The 18,275-nt window shown below is 71.6% G+C and carries 10 protein-coding genes, 1 pseudogene and 1 riboswitch; of the genes and pseudogenes, 7 read left to right on the forward strand and 4 right to left on the reverse strand.

The annotated features are described in order from the left end of the window. Nucleotides 1-28: 28 nt before the first annotated feature. Entirely contained in the window at nucleotides 29-367 is a 339-nt protein-coding gene (locus EYQ95_RS24030) for an FmdB family zinc ribbon protein (protein ID WP_132331353.1), read from the reverse strand. A 92-nt stretch (nucleotides 368-459) separates the two neighbouring features. Between EYQ95_RS24030 and EYQ95_RS24035 the strand changes: the two genes are divergently transcribed. Further along, nucleotides 460-1,179 carry an SIMPL domain-containing protein gene (locus EYQ95_RS24035; RefSeq protein WP_165924843.1) on the forward strand — a complete coding sequence of 240 codons (720 nt, stop codon included), beginning with the start codon at nucleotides 460-462 and terminating at the stop codon, nucleotides 1,177-1,179. A gap of 138 nt (nucleotides 1,180-1,317) precedes the next feature. Here EYQ95_RS24035 and EYQ95_RS24040 read toward each other — a convergent pair whose 3' ends face one another. Then, nucleotides 1,318-3,171, reverse strand: coding sequence for an ABC-F family ATP-binding cassette domain-containing protein (locus EYQ95_RS24040; RefSeq protein WP_132331372.1), 1,854 nt, complete (start codon nucleotides 3,169-3,171; stop codon nucleotides 1,318-1,320). A 94-nt stretch (nucleotides 3,172-3,265) separates the two neighbouring features. Between EYQ95_RS24040 and ybaL the strand changes: the two genes are divergently transcribed. Next, on the forward strand, nucleotides 3,266-4,930 hold the full coding sequence (gene ybaL / locus EYQ95_RS24045) for a YbaL family putative K(+) efflux transporter (RefSeq protein WP_132331357.1): 1,665 nt from the start codon (nucleotides 3,266-3,268) through the stop codon (nucleotides 4,928-4,930). Then, the gene (locus EYQ95_RS24050) at nucleotides 4,927-5,649 is read left to right on the forward strand and encodes an NAD-dependent deacylase (RefSeq protein ID WP_243700059.1); all 723 of its coding nucleotides are present in this window, start codon (nucleotides 4,927-4,929) and stop codon (nucleotides 5,647-5,649) included. Before ybaL ends, EYQ95_RS24050 begins: the two co-directional genes overlap by 4 nt. A 42-nt stretch (nucleotides 5,650-5,691) precedes the next feature. Here the strand turns inward: EYQ95_RS24050 and btuB are convergent, their stop codons facing one another. Continuing rightward, nucleotides 5,692-7,581, reverse strand: a complete 1,890-nt coding sequence (gene btuB, locus EYQ95_RS24055; RefSeq protein ID WP_132331360.1) for a TonB-dependent vitamin B12 receptor — start codon at nucleotides 7,579-7,581, stop codon at nucleotides 5,692-5,694. Nucleotides 7,582-7,696: 115 nt separating this feature from the next. Next, nucleotides 7,697-7,917, reverse strand: a riboswitch (cobalamin riboswitch). Nucleotides 7,918-8,161: 244 nt separating this feature from the next. Between btuB and EYQ95_RS24060 the strand changes: the two genes are divergently transcribed. After that, complete coding sequence (locus EYQ95_RS24060; RefSeq protein ID WP_132331362.1) at nucleotides 8,162-10,975, forward strand: autotransporter outer membrane beta-barrel domain-containing protein; 2,814 nt, start codon at nucleotides 8,162-8,164, stop codon at nucleotides 10,973-10,975. A gap of 84 nt (nucleotides 10,976-11,059) precedes the next feature. Here the strand turns inward: EYQ95_RS24060 and clpB are convergent, their stop codons facing one another. Next, nucleotides 11,060-13,645: an ATP-dependent chaperone ClpB gene (gene clpB / locus EYQ95_RS24065; protein WP_132331364.1), complete on the reverse strand. Its 2,586-nt coding sequence runs from the start codon at nucleotides 13,643-13,645 to the stop codon at nucleotides 11,060-11,062. A gap of 156 nt (nucleotides 13,646-13,801) precedes the next feature. On the opposite strand from clpB, the gene otsB reads away from it, so the two are divergent. From otsB to otsA, 3 genes and pseudogenes are all read left to right on the forward strand, one after another. After that, nucleotides 13,802-14,572, forward strand: coding sequence for a trehalose-phosphatase (gene otsB / locus EYQ95_RS24070; RefSeq protein WP_165924844.1), 771 nt, complete (start codon nucleotides 13,802-13,804; stop codon nucleotides 14,570-14,572). Further along, entirely contained in the window at nucleotides 14,569-16,341 is a 1,773-nt protein-coding gene (locus EYQ95_RS24075) for a glycoside hydrolase family 15 protein (protein WP_132331368.1), read from the forward strand. The genes otsB and EYQ95_RS24075 overlap by 4 nt, the downstream gene beginning before the upstream one ends. A 170-nt stretch (nucleotides 16,342-16,511) precedes the next feature. Next, nucleotides 16,512-17,876, forward strand: a pseudogene (otsA, locus tag EYQ95_RS24080) (alpha,alpha-trehalose-phosphate synthase (UDP-forming)); the annotation flags it as partial. Nucleotides 17,877-18,275: the final 399 nt, after the last annotated feature.

The following is an 18,275-nucleotide window of genomic DNA, read 5'->3' on the forward strand; positions in this document are numbered from 1 at the left end:
GGGCGGCGGCCGGCCGCGCCCTGCCGCCTCAGTCGGCCGCCTTGGCGGCCGCGGGTGCCGCGGCGGGCTTGCTGTCGGCCGCGGGCCTGGATTCGGCGGGTTTGCCGCCGCCCTTGGCGTCGGAGCCGCCGCCCGCGTCCTTCGGCGCGGCCGCCTCGCCGACCAGGTTGCGCTTCTTCTCCCCGTCCTTCTTGAAGTCGGTCTCGTACCAGCCGCCGCCGGCCAGGCGGAACTGCGGGGCCGTCAGCCGGCGGCGCACCTGCGGCTGGCTGCAGCTGGGGCAGTCGGCAGGGTCGGGGTCGCTGAGCTTCTGCAGGCGGTCGAAGTCGTGGCCGCAGGCGGCGCATTCGAAGGCGTAGATGGGCATGGCGGCAGGAAAAGCTGCTGGGATGCGGCGCAGGTGGGGCCGACGGCGGCCGGTTCAAGGTCTATGCTTGGACTTTGCCGATGGAGATGGCCATGCGCGACGCTACCCGGATCATTACCGCCGTGCTGCTGACGCTGGGCCTGGTCGCGGCGGGCTGGTTCGCATCGCAGGGCATGGCCCGGCTGCGCACGCAGGATCGCTACGTGACCGTGAAGGGATCGGCCGAGCGCATGGTCGCGGCGGACCTGGTGGTCTGGCCGCTGCCGCATTCGGTCATCGGCAACGACCTGGCCGAGGTGCAGCGCCGGCTCGACGCCAATACCGCGACCATCCAGCGCTTTTTCGCCGATGCGGGCTTCGCGGCCGACGAGGTCGTCGTCTCCCCGCCCCGGCTGGAGGACCGCTGGGCCTATGCCTACGGCGAGAACCGCGCGCCCGAGCGCTACCGCTACTCGACCACGGTGACGCTGCGCACGGAGAAGGTGCCGCAGGCCTTGCGCGCGCTGCGCCGCGCCGGCGACCTGGTCTCGCGGGGCGTGCTGATCGGTGGCGAGGGCGGCGAAGGCGCGGCCGGCGGCGGCCCGCAGTTCGACTACACCGGGCTGAACTCGATCAAGCCCGCGCTGATCGCCGAGGCCACCGCGAACGCGCGCCGCTCGGCCGAGCAGTTCGCCAAGGATTCCGGCGCGCGCCTGGCGGGCATCCGCACCGCCAACCAGGGCGTGGTGTCCATCGAGGACCGCGACGCCGGCAGCCCGCAGATCAAGAAGGTGCGGGTCGTGACGACGGTGGAGTACTTCCTGCGCGACTGACCGCGGCCCGGCCCGCGGTCGCGCCCTCGCGGCCCTGCCATCGGGGGCGCTGCCCCATGGGCCGACCGGACCGGCCACCTGCTCGCGCTGCCGTTTCCCCGGGTGGCGCGAACCAGCCCGGCGGCCGGCCGGCGCGCGTCAGCCCTCGTAGAGCGCCAGGAAGTCCGCTTCCGCCGACTCGAGCTGCGCGGCGAGCGCAGCGCGGTCGCGCGTGAGCGTGGACGCCTCGGCGAAGCGCGACGGGTCGGCGAGCGCGGCATCGATGGCGGCCAGCCGGGACTCCAGCTCCGCCACCCGCGCCTCCGCCTGCGCGAGCTTGACCGGATTGGCCTTCCGGGCCGGCTTCGCGGGCGTGGGTGCGGGCGGCGGCGCCACGGCCACGGCCGCCGCCTTGCCGCGGGCGTCGCCCTTGCCCTCGTCCGGATCGCGCGTGCGCAGCCACGACGCGTACTCGTCGAGGTCGCCGTCGAACGGCTGCGCCACCCCGCCGGCCACGCGCCAGAAGGTGTCGCAGACCAGGCCGATGAGATGGCGGTCGTGCGAGACCAGCACGATCGCACCGTCGAAATCGGCGAGCGCCTCGGCCAGCGCCTCGCGCATGTCGAGGTCGAGGTGGTTGGTGGGCTCGTCCAGCAGCAGCACGTTCGGGCGGCGGAAGGCGATCATCGCCAGCGCCAGGCGCGCGCGCTCGCCGCCGGAGAAGCCGTCCACCGGTTCGAACGCGCGGTCGCCGGGGAACTGCCACTTGCCGAGGAAGTCGCGCAGCGCCTGCGTGGGCACGCCCGGCGCGAGCTTGGACAGGTGGTCGATCGGCGTCTCGCCCTCGCGCAGCGATTCCACCGTGTGCTGGGCGAAGTAGCCGATGCGCAGGTCCGGATGCGTGCCGCGCTCGCCCGCCAGCAGCGGGATCTCGCCCACCAGCGTCTTGACCAGCGTGGACTTGCCCGCGCCGTTGGGGCCGAGCAGCGCGATGCGGTCGCCGGCCTCGAGGCGGAAGGTGACGTCGCCCAGCACCTGCTTGTCGCCGTAGCCGCAGTCGGCATGCGTGAGGCCCAGCAGCGAATGCGGCAGCTTGTCGGGCACCGGGAAGTCGATGTGCAGCGAGCGCTCGGCGCGCACGGCCTCGGTGCCGGCGAGCTTGGCCAGGCGCTTCATGCGGCTCTGCGCCTGCCGGGCCTTGCTGGCCTTGGCCTTGAAGCGGTCGATGAACTTCTGCAGGTGCGCGCGCTCGGCCTGCTCCTTCTCGAAGGCGATCTGCTGCTGGCGCAGCTGCTCGGCACGCTGGCGCTCGAAGTCGGTGTAGTTGCCGGTGTAGAGCTTCGCGGTGCCCGAATGCAGGTGCAGCACGTGGCTGCAGATGCCGTCGAGGAACTCGCGGTCGTGCGAGATCACGAACAGCGTGCCCGGGTACTTGAGCAGCCACTGCTCCAGCCAGAGCACGGCGTCGAGGTCGAGGTGGTTGGTGGGCTCGTCGAGCAGCAGCAGGTCGCTCGGCGTCATCAGCGCGCGGGCGAGGTTCAGGCGCACGCGCCAGCCGCCGGAGAACGTCTTCACCGCGCGGTCGTGGGTGTCGGACGAGAAGCCCAGGCCGTGCAGAAGCTTGGCCGCCCGCGCCTCGGCGTCGTAGCCGCCCACCTCCTCCAGCCGGTGGTGCGCTTCGGCCACCGCCTCCCAGTCCTCGCGGGCGGTGGCCTCGCGCTCGGCGGCGATGGCCGCGTGCACCACGGCGTCGCCGGAGAGCACGAAGTCCAGTGCGGTGTCGTCCAGCGCGGGCGTTTCCTGCGCCACGCTTGCGATGCGCGCCCGCCCGGGGATGTCGATGTCGCCGCGGTCGGGCTCGACCTCGCCCTGCAGCGCCGCGAACAGCGAGGACTTGCCCGTGCCGTTGCGGCCGACCACGCCCACGCGCCAGCCAGCGTGCAGGGAGAGGTCGACGTTGGACAGCAGCAGCCGTTCGCCCCGGCGCAGGGCGAAATCGCGGAATCCGATCATCCGCGCATTGTAGCGGGCGGCGTCCGCGCACGGTCCGGTGACGGGCATCGGTTAAGGTGAACGGGCCTGTTTCCGCTGCACGTCACGGGGTTCCATGCACCACACGTCGTTGATCGCCATGCTCGTGGGGGGCTTCGTGCTTGCCTTCGTGATGGGCGGGCTGGCCCATCGCCTGCGCCTTCCACCACTGGTGGGCTACCTGGTGGCGGGTGCGATCCTCGGTCCGTTGACGCCGGGCTTCGTGGCCGATGCAACGCTGGCCCCGCAGCTGGCGGAGATCGGCGTCATCCTGCTGATGTTCGGCGTCGGCCTCCACTTCTCGGTGCGCGACCTGCTCGACGTGCGCGGCATCGCGGTGCCGGGCGCGCTGGTGCAGATCGTGGTGGTCACCACGCTGGGCTGGCTGCTTGCCACGCAGTTCTTCGGCTGGAGCGACTCGACCGGCGCCGTGTTCGGGCTTGCACTGTCGGTAGCCTCCACGGTCGTGGTGCTGCGCGGCCTGGAGGAACGCCGCCTGCTCGACAGCCATCGCGGCCGCATCGCCGTGGGCTGGCTGATCGTCGAGGACGTGGCGATGGTGCTGGCACTGGTGCTGCTGCCGGCGCTCGGCGGCCGCGAGGGCAGCCTGGGCGGCACGCTGCTGGCGACCATCGCGAAGGCGGCGGGGTTCGCCCTCTTCATGCTGCTCGTGGGCCGGCGCGTGATCCCATGGATACTCGAGCGCGTCGCGGGCACGGGTTCACGCGAACTGTTCACGCTGTGCGTGCTCGCCATCGCGCTCGGCGTGGCCTTCGGCTCGGCGCAGCTGTTCGGCGTGTCCTTCGCGCTGGGCGCCTTCTTCGCCGGCGTGGTGCTGAGCGAGTCCGAGTTCAGCCACCAGGCCGCCAACGAGACGCTGCCCTTGCGTGATGCGTTCGCGGTCCTGTTCTTCGTCTCGGTGGGGATGCTCTTCAATCCGGGCATCCTGCTCGAGCGGCCGCTGGAAGTTTTCGCCACGTTCGCGCTGGTCGTCATCGGCAACGGCGTCACGGCCTGGGCGGTGGCCCACGTCCTGCGCGAGGATGCGTCCACCTCGCTGCTGCTGGGGGTGAGCCTGTCGCAGATCGGCGAGTTCTCCTTCATGCTCGCCGGCCTGGGCGTGGCGCTGGGCATGTTGCCGCGGGAAGCCCAGGACCTGATCCTCGCCGCGGCCATCCTCTCGATCATCGTGAACCCGCTGCTGTTCGCGCTGCACGACCGCATCGCGGCGCGGCGCCTGCAGGCCGCGCCGACGCCGGTGGACACGCTCTCGCCGGCCCTGCCCGATGGCGGTCGCCCGCACGTGATCCTGATCGGCTACGGCCGCGTCGGCAGCGAGCTCGGGCCGTTGCTGGCCTCGCACTCCGTGCCGGTGGTCGCCATCGACGACGACGCCCACCTCGTGCAGCGCGCGCGCGCCGCCGGGCTCCCCGCGATCCGCGGGCATGCCGCCAATCCCGCGGTTCTGGCCGAGGCGCGCCCGGAATCGGCGCAGATGGCACTGATCGCCATCCCGAACGCCTTCGAGGCGGGCGAGATCATCGAGCGCCTGCGCGAGCTCAACCCTACGATCAGCGTGATGGCGCGCGCCCATTCCGATGCCGGCGTGAAATATCTGCTGGACCGGGGCGCCGACGGGGCGGTGATGGCCGAGCGCGAGCTGGCGCACTCCTTCGCCGAGATGGTGATGGCGATGCCGCAGTTCCGCACCGGGCCACTGCCGCCGGCGGTGGCCTCGTGACGCGGCTGGTCTTCCTCACCGGCGCGGGCATGTCGGCCGAGAGCGGCGTGCCGACGTTCCGCGACGCGCTCGGCGGGCTGTGGTCGCGCTTCGATCCCGAGGCGCTGGCCACGCCGCAGGCCTTCGCCCGCGACCCGGCCCTGGTCTGGGGCTGGTATCGCTGGCGCGCGGCGCAACTTCTGCGCGTGCGGCCGCATGCGGGCCACGAGGCGATCGCCGCGCTCGAACGCCAGGGCCATGAGGTCGACGTCGTGACCCAGAACGTCGACGACCTGCACGAACGCGCCGGCAGCGCGCGGGTGGCGCACCTGCATGGGCGTCTGCTGCACTCGCGCTGCATCGGCTGCGGTGGGCGTCGCGAGCCCGATCCCATCACGGTCGCGCCGGCGCCGCCGGACGACGGCGCGCGCGAGGCGCCTCCGCCTTGCGGGCACTGCGGCGGCCTCTACCGGCCGGACGTGGTCTGGTTCGGCGAGGCTCTGCCCGAAGATGCATGGAACGCCGCGGTCGCGGCCATCGAACGCGCCGACCGCGTGGTCGTGGTCGGCACGTCGGGGCTGGTGCAGCCGGCCGCGTCGCTGCCGCAGCTGGCCCGCCGCCTCGGCAAGCCGGTGCTGGAGATCAACCCCGTGCCCAGCGCGATCACGCCGCAGGTGGACGCGCACTGGGCGATGCCGGCATCGGCGGGGCTGCTGCGCCTGGCCGCGGAGCTGGGCTGAGCGTTCGCCCGCCTCCCCGACGGGCGAACGCAGCGGGCGGCCTCAGCGCGCCGGGCGATGGCGCAGGCCGAGGAACCAGCCCCGGCCGGGCTGGTTGTAGAACGCGGCGGTCTCGTAGCGCCTGTCGAAGACGTTGGTGGCGGTGAGCAGCAGCGACCAGTCGGCGGCCACGTCGAAGCCCAGGCGCAGGTCGGTGACGGCGTGCCCGCCTACCCGCACCGCGTTCGCCGCATCGTCGAAGCGCTCGCCGGACGCGGTCACCGAGGCGCCGGCGCTGAACGCACCGAAGTCGCGGTCGACGTCGATGCGGCCGCCGAGGCGCGCGCGCCGGGGCAGCCAGTTGCCGTGGTGCGCACCGCCGCTGGCATTGCGCGGATCCAGCCAGGTCGCGCTTCCGCGCAGCTGCCAGCCCGCGAGGCGCGCGTCGGCCGAGGCCTCCACGCCGCGGATGCGTGCGCGGCCGATGTTGTCGGGCCCGCCGAACGGCGGCAGCGCGGCGTTGTGCACGATCAGGTCGTCCACGCGCGTATCGAAGGCCTGCACCGACCAGCCGCCACGCGCGGCGCGCCCGCGCAGCCCGAGCTCGGCGCTGCGCGAGGTTTCCGGCCGCAGGGTCGGGATGCCGTAGTACGGGAAGTAGAGCTCGTTGAACGAGGGCGCCTTGAACGCGGTGCCGAAGCTGGCCACCAGGCGCAGGCCTTCGGCGAAGTCCCAGCCCCAGGAGGCGCTGCCCGTGGTGCGGCCGCCGAACTGGCCGTCCTCGTCGCGCCGCGCACCGAAGCGGAACGCATGCGCACCGGCGTCGCGTTGCCACTGTGCGAAAAGGCCGCGGGTGATCCGCTCGCGCACCACGAAGGCGGTGGTGCTTTCGACCTCGTCGCGCCACCAGTCCAGACCCATGGACGCCAGCCCGCCTCCGGCGGCGACGTCGGCCTGCAGCGAGCCGATGTCGCGCCAGGTCTCGAAGGTGTTGACGTAGCGCCCGTTGCGATAACTGTCGCTGATGTCGACGGTGCGGCCGAGGTTGAGCGTCACCGCGAGCGCGTCGTCCACCGAATAGCGGACGCGGCTGCCGACGATCTGCTGCACGACGTCGGACTCGTTGACGAAGCTGCCGTCGTACTCGTTGAAGCCCTCCGCGCGCAGGCCGTGCGCTTCCAGCGTCCAGGCCTCGCCCACGCGCGTTCCTGCGCGCAGCGAGAGCGACGTGTTGCGGTAGCCGTCGCGGTCGGGCTCGGGCGTCTCGAACGCGGCCCAGGCGGGGTTGCCGCGGTAGGCATCGATGCCCGCGGTCGTGTCGTGCGCGGCCTGCAGCGAGTACCACGCCGCTTTGCTGCGGCCGGAGACACCCACGCCGTACCGCTGCGTATCGTCGCTGCCCGCGCCCACGAACAGGCTGGGCTGGAAGGCGGCCGCCGGGCGGCGCGTGAACACGTGCACCACGCCCCCGATCGCGTCGGCGCCGTACAGCGAGGAGAACGGCCCCCGCACGATTTCGATGCGCTCGATCTGCTCGACCGGGATGTCCTGGAACGAGGCCAGGCCCGCGGTGGCCGCGCCCACGCGCAGGCCGTCGACCAGCACCAGCACGTGGTCGGACTCGGTGCCGCGCACGAACATCGTGCTGAGCTTGCCGGCGCCGCCGTTGTTGGCGATGGACACGCCCACCTCCCCGCGCAGCAGATCCTGCAGCGACGCAGGCTGCAGGCGCTCGATGCGCTCGCGGTCGATCACCGTGACCGCGGCGAGCGCACGCTCCGCAGGCTGTGCGGTGCGGCTGGCGGTGACCACGACGCGGTCGAGCGCGGCGGTTTCATCCTCCGGCGGACCATCGTCGGCGCGCACCGGCGCGGGTGCCGCGAGCAGGGCGGCAAGGGCAAGGGCAAGGGGAAGGATTGCGGCGGGCGCGGGGATACGGTTCTGCGGGGACATGCACGGCACTCCTTGGCCGCGCCCATCCGCGCGGCCGGGTTCAGGGATCGACCGCGCAGCCGTGCGTGCGAACCGGCGCGCGATGCGCCGGCTCCCACGACATCGCCCTCCGCGAGTCGAAGCGTCGCCGACAGGCCGGTCTCCGGGCTCGCGAGCGAAGGATGCGGATCCTCCGACGCCGGCGCCTTCCCATGCGTGAAGCACAGTGGCCTGATGCCGACGTCCCTGCTCGCCTACCGTTGCGGGGGCAGCTCCGGAATTGCCGCGGACGCGGCGCACCGGATTCCCGTTTCAACCCCGGCACGTGCCGGGGTCACCTGGGGCGGCGCGAATGCTAGCAGAGCCTCGCCCCGGCCGCCTGCGGGAATGCGCGCATGCAGCCGCGACTGCGCGGCGCCTTGGCCGACGCGCGATGCGGACTTGTCCTACATCCCGCGACGAAGCCGGCGGTCAGACTGCGCGCCGCGGCGGAGCCCGCGGTTCGATTCCGGCACAGGACGTGCGCACGATGCATCCCGCGTCATCCACAGCCCGCGTCAGGCCGCGTCACGTCGCGCCCACCCTTTTCCAGGAGCTGTGAATGACCCTTCGTTTTCCGGGCCCCGGGGCGCTGGCATCCGCGCACGCGCGCGGCATGCGCCGATCCCTCCTCGCCGTGGCACTGGCCGTTGCGGCCGGCGGCACCGCATCGCCGGCATTCGCCCTCGGCTGCGTCTACGAACGCACGGGCGACAACGTCCTGCTGTCGCGCAACGCATCCGAAACCGCCACGAACTCCTACTACGGCTATGGCAGCAGCAACCCGTCGCTGCCTTTCGACGCCACGGGCCTGGACCGCCTGGAGCTGAGGAACTGCCTGGTCAACGAGATCGCCCACGGCACGCTGGTCACCGACCGCCCGATCGAGATCGTGATCGACAACGGCCCGCCCGGCGCACCCGGCCCGCGCGACGCCTACATCGACCTCTCGCGACGCTTCGTCAACCAGGTCGCGGGCAGCACGTCGTTGAACCGCATCGTGGTCAACGGCGGGCGCATCCTGTCGACCACGGGGCCGGACGGGGCGGTGCCGCTGGAGGCGGTGTTCAACGGCGGCGCGTTCGGCGGCGGCTTCAGCGCCTTCGACTTCAGCCCCCGCGGGCGCATACGCGACGGCGACAGCCTGATCTTCAACTCCGGCTCGCTCACGAACGTGATGCGCCTGGGCGGCGGCGCCGACTCGGCGCGCTTCACCGGCGGCGATGCCTTGAGCAACGGCTTCACGCTGTACGGCGACGGCGGCGACTTCTCGCAGGCCGCGCTCAACACCTTCGGCAACCGTTTCGACGACACCTTCGTGCTCACGGGCGGCCTCATCGACCAGATATTCGGCGACAGCGGCGATGTGGAAGCCTTCCGGGACGCCTCGGGGAACTACACCCGCACGAGCGCACCGGCGGGCAACGATCACTTCATCCTCGACGGGGCGCAGGTGCGCCTGCTGTCGGGCGACGACGGCAACGACCGCCTCGACCTGCGCGGCAACTCGACGCTCACCGAGTTCCGCGGCGGCTACGGCAGCGATACGGTGGACGTCGCCCTGGGAGCGAGCCTCGCGAACGTGAGGCGCTTCGAAGGCGACAGCGGCACGGGTACGGCCCTCGACGGCTTCCACGACCGCAGCACGGATGTCGACACCATCCGCTTCCGCGGCCAGCACTTCGTTGCGCGCAGCGATCGCGGCACGCAGTGCCCGGATGGCGTCACGACCTGCCCGTCCGTGAGCATCCGCGGCTTCGAGCGCATCGAGCTGCTCGACGGCGCGCGCATGAGCCTCTTCGACTACGGGTACCTCGACGGCTCCAGCTTCGGCGACGCGCTGGACGCGGACAGCACGACGATCTACGTGGGCGCCGGCAGCACCCTCGCCGCGCGGCGGTCTTCCAGCACGATCTTCCCGGAGGCGCGCCTGCGCACGTCGGTGGTCAACGACGGAGTGCTCGACCTGGGCCAGGACGCGACCGGCGACGTGCTGCACGTGGCCGGCGACTGGTCCGGCACCGGGCGCGTGCTGATGGCCACGGTGCTGGGCGGTGATACCTCCGCCACCGACCGCCTGCGCATCGACGGCAATGCCACCGGCCGCACCGTGCTCGACATCATGCAGGCGCCCGGCAGCACGGGCGCGCAGACCGTCGACGGCATCCTCGTGGTGGACACGCGCGGCACGTCCACGGCCGACGCATTCGTGCTCGCAGCACCCATCACCACCGCGAACGGCCTCTGGCAGTACCGCCTCGAGCGCGCCAGCTCGGGTCCGCACGCCGGCAGGTGGGTGCTCACGTCATCCGTCCCGACCGCCGCGCCACCCACCACCCCGCCGCCCACCACGCCCCCGCCGACGACGCCTCCGCCCACGACGCCGCCGCCGACGGACACGCCCGATCCGGGCAACATGCGCCTGCTCGCGCCGGTGGTCACGACGGCGGCGGTATCGTCGAGCATCGCGCAGGCGCTGTTCGTCGACGGCCTGGCCGATGCCGGGGCCCGTTCGCTGGCCGTGCGCGAGGGCGGCACGGAGGCCGCGGTCGGCCATGCCGCATCGCCGGTATGGATGCGCCTGCGTGGCGACCAGCTGGAGACGTTCGGCGACCGCTTCGGGCAGGACGTGCGCCGCATCGGCCTGCAGGCCGGCGTGGATCTCCAGCGCGGGGAGCGCGTGGTGCGTGGCGTCATGGCGCGCGTGGCGCAGGCCGAGGGTGACGTGCAGGACCGGCTGCGGCCGACCGTCAAGGGTTTCGCCACGCCGCTGTCGGCCTCGGTGGGCGAGGTCCGCCTGCAGGCCTTCACCGTGGGTGGCTACCAGACGCTCGCGTTCGGCGGTGGTTACTCGCTCGACCTCACCGCCGAGGCCGGTGCGCTGCGCGGCAGGCTGTCACCGTTCGACGGCAGCAGCACGCGCATCGACGGCTGGGCGGGCGCGCTGTCGGGCACGCTGGCACGCAGCTACGCGGCGGGCGGCTGGGACTGGCGCCCGCAGGTGCAGCTCATCGCCGCGCACACCCGGTTGGACGGCCTCGAAGGCGGTGTGGCCAGCGAGCGGCTGGCGCAGGACAGCCTGCGGGCGCGGCTGGGCCTGCACGCTTCGACCCGGGGCCAGGGGCCTTCCCGCCTGTATGCGGTCGCCAACGTCTGGCGCGACCTGCGCGAAGCCGATGCCGCCGTGTTCTACGGCGGCCGCGATTCGACCCGGGTGAGCCCGGGAATGGCGCGCAGCTGGGCCGAGCTCGGCATCGGCCTGTCGCATGCGCAGGGCAGGGCCGCGTGGTACGTGGACCTGCGCGGCGAGCAGGGGCTCGGCAGCGGTGACCGCAACGCCGTCAGCGCGCAGATGGGGCTGAATCTGCGCTGGTAAGCCCCGCGAAGCGAAGACGGGCGGCGCGTGGCCGCCCGATCTTCCGCAGCCGGCCCGCCGGGGGCGGCTGCGACGGCATGCGCCTCAACCGCGATCGAACGTCAGGTGCCCGCCCTCGGCCCGCACGCGGATGGTATCGCCCGCATTGAACTCGCCCGACAGGATGCGCTGCGCGAGCGGGTTCTCGATCTGCTGCTGGATGGCGCGCTTGAGCGGGCGCGCACCGTAGACGGGGTCGAAGCCCACGTTGCCCAGCAGCGTCAGTGCCTCGTCCGCCAGTTCCAGCTTCAGGCCGCGCTCGGCCAGGCGCTTCTCCAATCCGCGTAGCTGGATGCGCGCGATCTCGCGGATCTGCGCCTTCTCCAGCGGGTGGAACACCACGATGTCGTCAAGCCGGTTGATGAACTCCGGCCGGAAGTGCGACTGCACCACGGCCATCACCGCCGCCTTCATCTGCAGGTAGGCCTCGGGCGTGCCCTCGCCCGAGAGTTCCTGGATCTGGTGCGAGCCGAGGTTGCTGGTCATCACGATGACGGTGTTGCGGAAGTCCACCGTGCGGCCCTGGCCGTCGGTGAGGCGGCCATCGTCGAGCACCTGCAGCAGGATGTTGAAGACGTCCGGGTGCGCCTTCTCGACCTCGTCGAGCAGGATCACGCTGTACGGGCGGCGGCGCACGGCCTCGGTCAGGTAGCCGCCCTCCTCGTAGCCCACGTAGCCCGGAGGCGCGCCGACCAGGCGGCTCACCGCGTGCTTCTCCATGAACTCGCTCATGTCGATGCGCACCATGGCGTCGACCGAGTCGAACAGGAACTCGGCCAGCGCCTTGCACAGCTCGGTCTTGCCCACGCCGGTCGGGCCCAGGAACAGGAAGGAGCCGTAGGGGCGGTTGGGGTCGGAGAGGCCGGCGCGCGAGCGGCGCACGGCATCGGAGACGACCTTGACCGCCTCGTCCTGCCCGACCACGCGCGCATGCAGCGCCTCCTCCATGCGCAGCAGCTTGTCGCGCTCGCCCTCCAGCATCTTGCTGACGGGAATACCGGTCCAGCGCGAGACGACCTCCGCGATCTCCTCCTCGGTCACCCGGTCCTGCAGCAGCGTGAAGCCCTTGGTCTCGGCCTCGGCGGCGGCGGCGAGCTGCTTCTCCAGCTCCGGAATGCGCCCGTACTGGATCTCGCTCATGCGCGCGTAGTCCTGCCGGCGCTGCGCGGCCTCGAGCTCGATGCGCGCGGCCTCGATCTGTTCCTTGATCTTCGTGGCGCCCTGCACGCTGGCCTTCTCGGCCTGCCAGACGGTTTCCAGGTCGTTGAACTCGCGCTCGAGCGTGGCGATGTCGGCCTCGAGGTCCGCCAGGCGCTGCTTCGACGCCTCGTCCTTCTCCTTCTTCAGCGCCTCGCGCTGGATCTTGAGCTGGATCAGGCGGCGCTCGCGGCGGTCCAGCTCCTCGGGCTTGGAGTCGATCTCCATGCGGATGCGCGATGCCGCCTCGTCCATCAGGTCGATGGCCTTGTCGGGCAGCTGGCGGTCGGGGATGTAGCGGTGGCTGAGCGTGGCAGCGGCGACGATCGCCGGGTCGGTGATCTCCACGCCGTGGTGCACCGCGTAGCGCTCCTTGAGGCCGCGCAGGATCGCGATGGTGTCCTCCACGCTGGGCTCGCCCACGAACACCTTCTGGAAGCGGCGCTCCAGCGCGGCGTCCTTCTCGACGTACTTGCGGTATTCGTCGAGCGTGGTCGCGCCGATGCAGTGCAGCTCGCCGCGCGCGAGCGCAGGTTTGAGCATGTTGCCCGCATCCATCGCGCCGTCGGCCTTGCCCGCGCCCACCATCGTGTGCAGCTCGTCGATGAACAGGATCACCTGCCCCTCGTTCTTCGCGAGCTCGTTGAGCACGGCCTTGAGGCGCTCCTCGAACTCGCCGCGGTACTTGGCGCCCGCGATCAGCGCGCCCATGTCCAGCGACAGCACGCGCTTGCCGCGCAGGCCCTCGGGCACCTCGCCATTGACGATGCGCTGCGCCAGGCCCTCGACGATCGCGGTCTTGCCCACGCCCGGCTCGCCGATCAGCACCGGATTGTTCTTGGTGCGACGCTGCAGCACCTGGATGGTGCGGCGGATCTCCTCGTCGCGGCCGATCACCGGGTCGAGCTTGCCGTTCTCGGCGCGCTCGGTGAGGTCGACGGTGTACTTGCCCAGCGCCTGGCGCTGGTCCTCGGCATTCTCGTCCTGCACCTTCTCGCCTCCGCGCAGCTTGTCGATGGCCGCCTCGAGCTTGTCCCGGGTCGCGCCGGTGGCCTTGAGCGCGCGGCCCGCATCGCCGCCGTCCTCCAGCGCGGCGAGCAGGAACAGCTCGCTGGCGATGAAGGCATCGCCGCGCTGGGATGCGAGCTTGTCGGTGACGTTGAGCAGGCGCGCCAGATCGTTGCCCACCGAGATGTTGCCGGCCTGGCCGGTCACTTTCGGCAGCTTCTCCAGCGCCTCGCCCAGGCGTTCGCGCAGGCTGGCCACGTTCACGCCGGCCTGGGCCAGCAACGGCCGCGCGGAGCCGCCCTGCTGGTCGACGAGCGCGACGAGCAGGTGCACCGGCTCGAGCACGCTGTGGTCGCGCGACACCGCCAGCGACTGCGCTTCGCCCAGTGCCTGCTGGAAGCGGGACGTGAGCTTGTCCATCCGCATGGGAATATCCTCGGGGAATCGGGGCGGCCCGCGGCCGCGATGGCGTGTAGATGCGGGCCCGCGCCGGCGATTCAAGGCTCCGGAACGCGCGGTGCACGAGCTGTCAACCCCGGCCGTGCACCCCGCGCTTACGCCGGCGCCCGGAAACTCGTGCGAATGAGTGCAACCGCCCCCCTCGCCCTTCCGCTACCGCCGCCCCTGCAGCCGGACTGGGCGCTGTTCCTCGACATCGACGGCTGCCTGCTGGACTTCGCCGAGCGCCCCGAGCTCGTCGTGGTGCCTCCGGGCCTGCACGATGACATCCGCTGTCTGCGCGCCGCCCTGGACGGCGCGCTGGCGCTGGTGAGCGGGCGCTCGCTCGCGCAGATCGACGCGCTGTTTCCCGGCATGCAGCTGGAAGCCGCCGGGCTGCACGGGCTGCAGCTGCGCGCGCGCCTGGCGGCCGATTCCGACCCCGGGGAGAGCCTGGAGGACCTTCACAGGATCCGCGCGGCCGCCGAGCATGTCGTCGCAAGCCATCCGGGCGCCTGGGTCGAGGACAAGGGCATCGCGCTGGCCTTCCACTGGCGCGGCGCCCCCGCGGCGCGGCGCGCGCTGGAAGCCCTGGCCGCGGCGGCCGTCACCAGCCTGCCGGGCTACCGGCTGCAGCACGGCAACTGCGTGCTCGAGCTGCGTCCCGGGGGCCATCACAAGGGCACGGCGATCGAGCGCCTGATGGCGACGGCGCCGTTCGCCGGCCGCGTTCCGGTCTATGCCGGCGACGACTTCACCGACGAGGACGGCTTCATGACCATCAACTCGCTCGGCGGCCTGTCCGTGATCGTGGGCGACCGCCGCCCCACCATGGCGCGCCATGCCATCGCCGATACGGCGGCGCTGCGCGAATGGCTCGCCGAGGGCGCACGCCGCCTCGGGAGCGGCGCATGAGCCATCTCGACCTCGGCCTGATCGGCAACTGCTCCATCGCCGCGCTGGTGGACCGGCGCGCGCGCATCGTCTGGGGCTGCGTGCCGGCCTTCGACGGCGACCCCGCGTTCTGCGCGCTGCTCTCGCCGCAGCTCGACGGCGGCGACTTCAGCATCGAGCTGGCCGACTGCGTGGGCAGCGAGCAGGCCTACGTGCCCAATACCGCCGTGCTGCGCACGGTGCTGCACGACGCGCGCGGCGGCTCCATCGAGATCGTCGACTTCGCCCCGCGCTGGAAGCAGTACGACCGCTTCTACCGCCCCGTGATGCTCGTGCGCAGCATCCGCCCGCTCACCGGCGAGCCGCGGATCCGCGTGCGCATCCGGCCGCTCTCGGACTACGGCGCGCGCGTGCCGGAGATCACGTGGGGCAGCAATCACGTGCGCTACGTGCTCAGCGACTTCACCCTGCGGCTCAACACCAACACGCCCATCCGCATGGTGCGCGACGAGATCCCGTTCCTGCTCGACCGCGAGCTGCACTTCGTGGTCGGGCCGGACGAGACCTTCACCCAGTCCGTGAGCGGCTTCGCGCGCGACGCCCTGGAGAAGACGGTCGACTACTGGCGCGAGTGGGTGCGCTACCTGTCGATCCCCCTGGAATGGCAGGACGCGGTCATCCGCAGCGCGATCACCCTCAAGCTCTGCCAGTACGACGAGACCGGCGCGATCATCGCCGCGGTCACCACCTCGATCCCCGAGTACGCGCACACCGCACGCAACTGGGACTACCGCTACTGCTGGCTGCGCGACGCCGCCTTCGTCGTGCGCGCGCTCAACCGCCTGGGCGCCACGCGCACCATGGAGGAATACCTGCGCTACGTCTCGAACCTGATCACGGGCGACGGCACGCTGCAGCCGCTCTACGGCATCGGGCTGGAGCGCGAGCTGCACGAGGAGGAAGTCCCCACGCTGGCCGGCTACCGCGGCATGGGTCCCGTTCGGCGCGGAAACCTGGCCTGGATCCAGCCGCAGCACGACGTCTACGGGAGCGTGGTGCTGGCGTCGACGCAGCTCTTCTTCGACCGCCGCCTCAACCTGCCCGGCGACACCATGCATTTCCGCCGCCTCGAACAGCTGGGCGAGCATGCGTTCGCGCTGTTCGAGCGGCCCGATGCCGGCCTGTGGGAGTTCCGCGGCCGCCTCGAGGTGCACACGTATTCCGCCGTCATGTGCTGGGCCGGCTGCGACCGCCTGGCGAAGATCGCCCGGCAGCTGCACCTGCACGAGCGCGCCCAGTTCTGGCGCATGCGTGCCGATGCCATGCATGCGCGCATCACCGAGCTCGCCTACCGGCCCGATCTCGGCCACTTCGTCGAAGGCACCAGCAGCGGCCGGCTCGACGCCGTGCTGCTCCTGCTGGCCGACCTGGGCTTCGTCGCGCCCGACGATCCGCGCTTCGCGGCGACGGTCGACGTCATCGGCCGGCAGCTGCGCCGCGGCGACGGCATGCTGCGCTATGCCGATCCCGACGACTTCGGCGTGCCCGAGACCAGTTTCACCATCTGCACGTTCTGGTACATCGACGCGCTCGCCGCGGTCGGGCGCGTCGACGAGGCACGCGCCCTGTTCGAGCGCGCGCTGGAGCGTCGCAACCACCTGGGCCTGCTGTCGGAGGACCTGGCCCTGGAAGGCAACGAGCTGTGGGGAAACTTCCCGCAGACCTATTCGCACGTCGGGCTCATCAACGCGGCGATGAGGCTCTCGCGCCCCTGGCAGGACGCCACCTGAGGCTGCCGCGCGACGGCGGCGCGGCCGCGGCCCTCACCCGTCGCAAACGGCCGTTGGTGCCCAATACGCCCGCTGGTGTGCGCCGCGCCTGAGCCGGCGATCGGCAGCGCCTCCGCGGGGGATCCCCCGTCCCGACCCAATCGCGCGCCCGGATCACCTAACGCAACCGCATGAGCCGCCTTGTCGTCGTCTCCAACCGTGTCGCGCTGCCGGAGGAATCCCGCGCCGGCGGCCTGGCCATCGCGCTGCTCGACGCGCTGCGCGAGGAAGGCGGCATGTGGTTCGGCTGGAGCGGCAAGATCGACCCGCATGCATCCGGGCGCGTGCACGAGCGCAGCATGGGCAACATCCGTTTCGTCACCATGGACCTGTCGCGCCAGGACCATGACGACTACTACAACGGCTTCGCCAACCGCACGCTGTGGCCGCTGCTGCACTTCCGCATGGACCTGGTGGACTACAACCGCGATACCTATGCGGCCTACCAGTGCGTCAATGCGCTGTTCGCCGGCAAGCTGGCGCCACTGCTGGAACCGGACGACGTGGTCTGGATCCACGACTACCACCTCATCCCGCTGGCCAAGCTGCTGCGCGAGCGCGGGGTCAAGTGCCGCATCGGCTTCTTCCTGCACGTGCCGATGCCGTCCTCCGACCTGCTCGCGGCCCTGCCCAGCCACCAGCGCCTGTTCGAGGGCCTGTCCTCCTGCGACCTGGTCGGCTTCCAGACCGAGCGCGACCTGGAGCGTTTCCAGGACTACGTGCGGCTGTTCGGCGGCGGCCGCGTGCTCGAGCGCGGGATGCTGGAAGCGCCGAACGGACGCCGGTTCAAGGCCGGCGCGTTCCCGATCTCCATCGATACCCGGCGAATTGCCGAGCAGGCGCGCGAGGCGGTGGGCAAGCCGGGCGTGAAGCGCCTGGTGGCGAGCATGTCCGGCCGCGAGCTGGCCATCGGCGTGGACCGGCTCGACTACTCCAAGGGCCTTCCCGAGCGCTTCCAGGGCTTCGCCAACTACCTCAGGCGCTATCCGCAGCAGCGCGGGCAGCTCACTTTCCTGCAGATCGCACCTGTCTCGCGCGGGGACGTCGCCGAATACCGCAGCCTGCGCCAGGAACTGGAGCAGCTCTCGGGCCACATCAACGGCAGCTATGCCGAGCCCGACTGGACGCCGGTGCGCTACGTCAACCGCAACTTCCCGCATGCCACGCTCACGGGCTTCTACCGGATGGCGCGCATCGGGCTGGTCACGCCGCTGCGCGACGGCATGAACCTGGTGGCCAAGGAATTCGTCGCGGCGCAGGACGCGGAAAACCCCGGCGTGCTGCTGCTCTCGCCCTTCGCCGGTGCCGCGCGCGAGCTCGACGGCGCGCTCATCGTCAATCCGTACGACCACGACGGCGCCGGCGACGCGATCGCGCAGGCGATGACGATGTCGCTGGCCGAGCGCCGCGAGCGCTGGGAGAGCATGTTCCGCCACCTCTGCGACCACGACATCACGTACTGGCGGCGCAGCTACCTGCGCGCCCTGCGCGACCTGCGCGGCGAGGCCGACACGGGCAAGCGCGCCGACGACCCGGCACCTCCGCCGGCGCGGCGGCGGCGTCGCGTGAGCGACACGACGGGCGCGGCGCAGGATCGGCGCTCCGGCATCGAACACCGCACCGGCTCCACGATGCCCACGTCCTAGGGCGGATCGACATTCAACTTGGGGCCGTCATGCCCGCGAAAGCGGGCATCCATGGACGTTGGCTGTTTCGCCGCTTCACTCGCTGCCCGAAACCGAACCCGCACCCCGACCCCTCTCCCGAGGGGAGAGGGGCTAAAGGCGGGTATCCTCGAAACCGTCGTTCCCGCGAAAGCGCACTGCTGTCCGGAGAAATTCCCCCGCGGTGTCTGGAAAGCGTTGCGGTGCTTGGAGTTTGGGGTAAAACCCCTG

Source organism: Lysobacter sp. N42, from assembly GCF_004344885.1.